General features: G+C 68.4%; 9 protein-coding genes. 8 read left to right on the top strand and 1 reads right to left on the bottom strand.

The annotated features are described in order from the left end of the window. The 5 genes from IBL25_RS23635 to IBL25_RS23615 form a co-directional block, all read left to right on the top strand. Window positions 1-1,009: methyl-accepting chemotaxis protein (locus IBL25_RS23635; protein WP_238940622.1), on the top strand; the 1,009-nt coding region annotated here is incomplete at its 5' end. Window positions 1,010-1,095: 86 nt separating this feature from the next. After that, window positions 1,096-2,688 (top strand): ABC transporter substrate-binding protein, encoded by a 1,593-nt coding sequence (locus IBL25_RS23630; RefSeq protein ID WP_187780927.1) that lies wholly within the window; start codon window positions 1,096-1,098, stop codon window positions 2,686-2,688. 376 nt (window positions 2,689-3,064) lie between these two features. After that, complete coding sequence (locus tag IBL25_RS23625) at window positions 3,065-3,271, top strand: cold-shock protein (protein ID WP_187780926.1); 207 nt, start codon at window positions 3,065-3,067, stop codon at window positions 3,269-3,271. Window positions 3,272-3,461: 190 nt separating this feature from the next. After that, the gene (locus IBL25_RS23620) at window positions 3,462-3,614 is read left to right on the top strand and encodes a hypothetical protein (protein ID WP_187780925.1); all 153 of its coding nucleotides are present in this window, start codon (window positions 3,462-3,464) and stop codon (window positions 3,612-3,614) included. 68 nt (window positions 3,615-3,682) lie between these two features. After that, the gene (locus IBL25_RS23615) at window positions 3,683-3,895 is read left to right on the top strand and encodes a hypothetical protein (RefSeq protein ID WP_187780924.1); all 213 of its coding nucleotides are present in this window, start codon (window positions 3,683-3,685) and stop codon (window positions 3,893-3,895) included. A 3-nt stretch (window positions 3,896-3,898) separates the two neighbouring features. Here IBL25_RS23615 and pdxY read toward each other — a convergent pair whose 3' ends face one another. After that, window positions 3,899-4,747, bottom strand: a complete 849-nt coding sequence (gene pdxY, locus IBL25_RS23610) for a pyridoxal kinase PdxY (RefSeq protein WP_187780923.1) — start codon at window positions 4,745-4,747, stop codon at window positions 3,899-3,901. 174 nt (window positions 4,748-4,921) lie between these two features. Between pdxY and rpmE the strand changes: the two genes are divergently transcribed. The 3 genes from rpmE to IBL25_RS23595 form a co-directional block, all read left to right on the top strand. Further along, window positions 4,922-5,152, top strand: a complete 231-nt coding sequence (gene rpmE, locus IBL25_RS23605; RefSeq protein WP_187780922.1) for a 50S ribosomal protein L31 — start codon at window positions 4,922-4,924, stop codon at window positions 5,150-5,152. A 206-nt stretch (window positions 5,153-5,358) separates the two neighbouring features. Next, on the top strand, window positions 5,359-5,847 hold the full coding sequence (locus tag IBL25_RS23600; RefSeq protein WP_187780928.1) for an Hsp20 family protein: 489 nt from the start codon (window positions 5,359-5,361) through the stop codon (window positions 5,845-5,847). Between the two features lie 110 nt (window positions 5,848-5,957). Next, a partial coding sequence (locus IBL25_RS23595; RefSeq protein WP_187780921.1) for an MFS transporter occupies window positions 5,958-6,561 on the top strand: 604 nt, incomplete at its 3' end.

Genomic DNA, 6,561 nt, shown 5'->3' with positions numbered 1-6,561 from the left:
CCTGGCCGCCGGCAAGACCGGCATCGCGGTGCCGGGGCGGGAGCGCCGGGACGAGATCGGCGAGGTGGCGCAGGCCATGGAAGTGCTGCGCCAGGGCACCGAGGAAGCCGAGGCCCTGCGCGCCGCCCAGGCCGAAAGCCGCGCCGCCGGGGAGCGGGAGCGGCGGGAGGCGACGCTGGCCCTGGCCGGGCAGGTGGAGCGCTCCATCGGCCAGGTGGGCGAGGAGCTGGCCCAGAGCGCCGCGATGCTGCAACAGCGGGCGCAGGGCTTGGCCGGCAATATCAGCCTGGCCGGGGAGCGGGGGGAGGGTGCGGCGCGGGGCGCCCATGCCGCCGCCGGCAATGTGCAGACCGTGGCGGCGGCGGCCGAGGAGCTTTCCACCGCCATCGCCGAGATCACGCGCCAGGTGGCCGATGCCGCCAGCGTCGCCCGGCGCGCGCTGGAGCGCAGCCAGGCGGCGGATGCCACGGTGCAGGGCCTGTCCGACAGTTCTCAGCGCATCGGCGATGTGGTGCGGCTGATCGGCGACATCGCGGGCCAGACCAATCTGCTGGCGCTGAATGCCACCATCGAGGCGGCGCGGGCGGGCGAGGCCGGCAAGGGCTTCGCCGTGGTGGCCAGCGAGGTGAAGTCCCTGGCGGCGCAGACCGCCAAGGCGACGGAGGAGATCGGCAGCCAGATCGCCACCATGCAGGGGGCGGCGCAGGGGGCGGCGGAGGCCATCGGCGCCATTGCCGGCGTCATCGCGGAGATGGACCATATCGCCGGCAGCATCGCCGCCGCCGTGGAAGAGCAGGGGGCCGCCACGCGGGAGATCGCCCGCAACGTGCAGGAAGCCGCCAGCGGCACCGACCGCGTGACCAGCGAGGTGCAGGCCGTCAGCCATGCCACCGGGGAGGCCGCGGCCGCGGCGGCGGGGCTGCATGAACTGGGCAACGAGCTGTCGCGGCAGGGTGGCGCCCTGCGCAGCGAGCTGAAGGGGCTGCTCTCCAATCTGCGGAGCGCCTGATAAGCGGGTGAATGGGCTGCCGGCTCTGGCGCTCGCCACCCTTTGTCGGGCAGGTTGAGGCCAACGAATCGTATGGAGCCGGAACCATGAAACGACGCCATTTCCTTGCTGGCGCCGCCCTGCCAATGCTGGGCGGCGCGTCGCTGTCCCGCCCAGCGCTGGCCCAGGGCAATGCGGCGCATGTCCTGCGTTTCATCCCTCAGGCGGATGTCACCATCCTCGACCCGCTGGGCACCACCGCCTATCCCACGCGCAACCACGGCCACATGTGCTGGGACACGCTCTACGGCATCGATGAGAATTTCGTGCCGCAGCCGCAGCTTGCGGAAGGCCACACGGTCGAGGATGACGGCAAGCGCTGGACCTTCACCCTGCGGGAAGGTCCGACCTTCCATGACGGGGAGAAGGTGCGCTCGCAGGATGCCATCGCCTCGATCAAGCGCTGGATGGCGCGCGACACCATGGGCCAGACCATGGCCGCGCGCGTGGACGAGTTCCGCGTGCTGGACGACCGCCGCTTCGAGATCCGCCTGAAGCGCCCCTTCGGTCTGATGCTGGACGCGCTGGGCAAGGCTTCATCCTATCCCTGCTTTATCTATCCCGAGCGTTTCGCCAACCAGGATCCGACCAAGCCTTTCACCGAGGTCGTGGGCTCCGGCCCCTACCGCTTCGTGGCGGGGGAACGGGTTTCCGGCGCGCAGCTCGTCTACCAGAAGTTCGACAAGTATGTGCCGACGCCGGTGGGCAAGCCCAGCATGGTGGCCGGCCCGAAGCTGGCGGAATTCGAGCGGGTGGAATGGAAGGTCATCCCCGACCCCGCCACCTCCGCCGGCGCCGTCCAGGCGGGCGAGGTGGATTGGTGGGAGGTCGTGCCTTCCGACCTCAATGACCTCGTCGCCCGTGCGCGGGACGTGGTGCTGGACCGCATCGATGCCAGCGGCACCTATGCCAGCCTGCGCCTGAACCACCTGCACCCGCCCTTCAACGACCCGGTGGTGCGCCGCGCGCTGCTGAAGGCGGTGGTGCAGGAGGATTTCATGGCCTCCGTCGCCGGTGACGAGAAGAACTGGCGTGCCGGCGTCGGCTGCTTCCCCGTCGCCAGCCCGCTGGCTTCCGACGAGGGGATTTCGGCCCTGACCTCGCCGCGCGACATCAACGGCGCCAAGGCCGAGATCGCGGCGGCCGGCAAGGGCGGCGCCAAGGTGGTGGCGCTGCATGCGACCGATGTGGCGAACCAGAACGCGCTGATGGCCGTTGGCGTCGACATGCTCCAGAAGGTCGGCTTCGACGTGGAGGACGCGACCTCCGACTGGGGCACGCTGCTGCAGCGCCGCCAGAACAAGAACCCGCCGAACCAGGGCGGCTGGAACGCGCTGGTGGCGCTGTTCAGCGGCATGGAGTTCAACAACCCGGCAGGCCACCTGCTGCTGCGCACCAACGGCGACAATGCCTGGTTCGGCTGGCCGAACTCGGAGAAGTTGGAATCGCTGCGGGACGCCTGGTTCGATGCGCCGGACATGGCGGCGCAGAAGACCATCGGCCGGCAGATCCAGGCGCAATTCTTCCAGGACGTGCCTTACGTGCCGCTGGGGCAGTATTTCGTGGACAGCGCCTATCGCAAGGGGCTGGTGAATATCCGCCGCGGCATTCCCCTGCCGATCAACGTCAAGCGGGGCTGAGGCCGCGAGGCGCAGGCCACCGGGTACCCGCTCCCGGTGGCCTCCCTGAGCCTTCGGCATGTATGGGCCGGAACTTAAAAGCTATTCTGCCCCGGTTAAGCTGTTTGGCTTTATTTGTGCCGGGTGCAGCAGAAATGAGCAAAGTCCTGCTTATTGGATGTGCGGCCATTGTGCTGATTTTCCCCGCAGAATAATTCAGCACGTTTTATGGCTTGTATTTTTTGCCGGATGAACCATCTTGGTGTTGTCAGTCTCGTTTGGTCCGGCCTGTTCTCTTTGCTCATGATAGGGCTGCGAGCTTGGTGTCCGTCTTATCGAAGTTGATCCGTGCCACGATGTTGTGGTGCGGCACACTTGTCATGAACGGAACACCATCATGGCCACAGGCACCGTTAAGTGGTTCAACACGACCAAGGGCTTCGGCTTCATCCAGCCGGATGACGGCTCCAAGGACGTGTTCCTGCACATCTCCGATGTCCAGCGCGCCGGCCTGAACGCGCCGCAGGAAGGCGACAAGCTTTCCTACGAGCTGCAGCAGGGTCAGCAGGGTAAGGTCTCGGCCACCGCTCTGAAGATGGCCTGAAGGCTTGCGGGCGGCCTTCGTGCCGCCCCGCTGGCAGCCATGCCCGGACACGGCGCTCAAGCGCCGGCCGGGCAGGGCGCCGAAGCCGGTATGATGCGGAAGCTTTCCGCCGCCGGCCACGACCGCGCCAGAATAACAGCCCCGGACATGTCAGCCGGGCTGGCGCCAAGCAACAAAGAAAGAAGAAAACATGATGAATTATCTTTCCATCCAGAATCCCCACCATGCCCAGCCCGCCCTGCCGCGTGGCCCCGAGGCGCAGCCCGCGAGCCGTCGCGAGGCCGAGCCGACCGGCCTGACACAGGAAGAGATCCGCCGGATCGTGCTGGACATGCTCGGCTGAACCCTCGGCGAGAGGGTCGCGCGGGCGGCCCCGTCGCCGCCCCGCCACGCCCGCGCCAGGAGTTGCATATGCCACAGCATCATAGCTTCAACATTGGACAGCGGCTGGAACTGGTTCTCGGCCGGCTCAGCCCCACGGCGCCGAGCGGCAGTTATACCGTTGTCCGCCTGCTGCCCAATGACAGCGAGGACCGCGAATACCGCATCCGCCATGACCGCGACGGGCATGAGCGCGTGGTGCGGGAAAGCCAGCTGCGCCGCCTGGCGGCGCCGCTGGGCTAAGGCTCAACAGGCTTCCGGCAGGAAGACGCGGCTCGGAGCGACGAACTCGTCCTGGGCCGCCACTGTCAGGATCTCGCGCGACCCGGCTTCCGAGGTGCGGCGCAGCAGCCCGTAGATCGAGGAAGCCGCCGCCGCGGCCGCCGCCGCGGCCGAGCCGGTCTTGATGCGGTGGAACAGGAAGAGCGCCGCGATGGCGTCGCCCGCCCCGTTCACCGAGATGGGCAGCATGGGGGTGCGGACGCGGTGGAACTCGCCGTCTTCCGCCGCCAGCAGCTCGATCTGGTCTTCCGGCGTTTCCGCCACCTTCAGCGAGGTCACCAGCACGGCGCGCGGGCCGGTGGCCTGCAGCGCCGCCACGGCGGCCTTGGCCTCGGCCAGGGTGGTCACGGGCAGGCCGGTCAGGTGCTCCAGCTCGAACTGGTTGGGGGTGATCAGGTCGGCGGCCGGCACGGCGCGGTCGCGCATGAATTCCGGGATACCGGGGCGCACGAAGACGCCGCGCCCCACATCGCCGATCACCGGGTCGCAGCAATAGAGCGCCTTGGGGTTGGCGGCCTTGGCGCGGCTCACCGCATCCAGCACCGCTTCCCCGATCGCGGCATCGCCCATGTAGCCGGAGAGCACGGCGTCGCAGCGGGGCAGGGCGCCCCGGTCCTCGATGCCCTGCACCAGGTCCCGCACCAGCTCGGCGCCGAAGACCTGGCCCCGCCAGGTGCCATAGCCGGTGTGGTTGGAGAACTGCACGGTATTCACCGCCCAGACCTCGGCCCCCAATCGCTGGAGTGGGAAGACGGCGGAAGCGTTGCCGACATGCCCGTAGGAGACCCAGGACTGGATGGACAGGATGTTCATGCGCGGCGCCTTCCTCGGATGCGGCGGCGGAAGGTCTAAGATCGTGTCGCCGGAGGGTCAATCCGGCGGGAATCCGCCTCGGTTGTTGCGCCTGGGGGCCGGACCGGGCTAGAAGCGCCGCTTCGTGCGGCCGGTCGGCATCGGCTGCTCCATCCTGTTGGAAAGTTCACCGGCATGAAGCCCGATATCCATCCCGACTACCACGAGATTACCGTCATCATGACGGATGGCACCACCTACAAGACCCGCTCCTGCATGGGCTCGGAAGGTGAGACCCTGCGTCTGGATATCGACCCGAAGTCGCATCCGGCCTGGACTGGCCAGCAGCGCATCATCGACACGGGCGGGCAGATCGCCAAGTTCAACAAGAAGTTCGCCGGCATCGGGGCCCGCAAGAAGGCCTGAGCCTTCCCCCGGTTTTCTTCGCGAAAAACTGAAGCGCCGCCTCTTGATGCAAGGGGCGGCGTTTTCCATATGGGTCGGTGCCAGCGACGCCCTGCTGAGGGGTCGCCGGCGCGGTCGGATGCACCATGGGTTGCCCGGATGGGGGCCCAAATCGGAATCCCGGCCGCCCCAGCAACGGACTTTTGCTCCTTGAGGAGAGTTCGATGATGACCGCTTTTGACCCGACCCCGCTGTTCCGTTCCGCCATTGGCTTCGACCGCCTGTCCCGCCTGGTGGACAGCGCGCGCGCCGCTTCCGAGGGTTCGGCCTACCCGCCGTACAACATCGAGAAGACGGGCGACGATGCCTATGTGCTGACCATGGCCGTGGCCGGCTTCGCGGCCGAGGACCTGGAGATCACCTCTCAGGACAATATCCTGACCGTCTCCGGCAAGGCCGCGCCGACCGCCCCTGAGCAGGAGCGCCGCTTCCTGCACCGTGGCATCGCCGGCCGTGCTTTCGAGCGCCGCTTCGTGCTGGCGGACCACATCCAGGTGCAGGGCGCCGACTTGGCGAACGGCCTGCTGCATGTGTCCCTGAAGCGCGAGGTGCCGGAGGCCCTGAAGCCCCGCCGCATCGCCATCGGCGGCGGCCAGCCCGCTGAGCGCCCGGTGATCGAGGGCAACAGCAACGGCCAGCAGGCGCTGGCGGCCTGACGCTAACAGTTGGATTGAACTGAAAGCGGCCGGAGTGGCAACACTCCGGCCGTTTTTTTGCGCCGGCCCCGCTTGTGCGCGCCGGCCCGCGGCGGAAACTGCCCGGCATCATGTCGAATCCGCCCACCACCCGCGTGGTCCTGGCCCTGGGTACCGCGCAGACCCTGGCCTGGGCCTCCTCTTATTACCTTCCCGCGATCCTGGCGCGGCCCATGGCGGCCTCGCTGGGGATGTCCAGCGCCATGCTCTACGGCTTCTTCTCGGCGTCGCTGCTGCTCTCGGCCCTGCTGGGGCCCTGGTTTGGCCGGCTGGTGGACCGGCATGGCGGGCGCGGGGTGCTGTTGTTCTCCAATCTGGTCTTCGCAGCGGGCCTGGGCTGCATGGCCCTGGCGCAGGGTCCGCTGGCCCTGGGGCTGGCCTGGGCGCTGATGGGCGTCGGCATGGCCTGCGGCTTGTACGAGACCGCCTTCGCCACCCTAGCCGGGCTGTTCGGCGGCGCGGCCAAGGGGCCCATCACCGGCATCACGCTGATCGCCGGCTTTGCTTCCACCCTGGGCTGGCCGCTTTCCACCTGGATGGAGGCGGAACTGGGCTGGCGCGGCGCCTGCCTGGTCTGGGCGCTGCTGCACCTGCTGCTGGGCCTGCCGCTGCACCGCTGGCTGGTGCCGGCCGCGCCGCCTCCCGCCGCCAGGCCGGCGGCCACCGGGGAAGTGG

This window comes from Pseudoroseomonas ludipueritiae, from assembly GCF_014490445.1.
Taxonomy (GTDB): Bacteria; Pseudomonadota; Alphaproteobacteria; order Acetobacterales; family Acetobacteraceae; genus Pseudoroseomonas; species Pseudoroseomonas ludipueritiae.
Note: the sequence above shows the minus strand (reverse complement) of the source record. Positions and strands in the feature narration are given on the sequence as shown.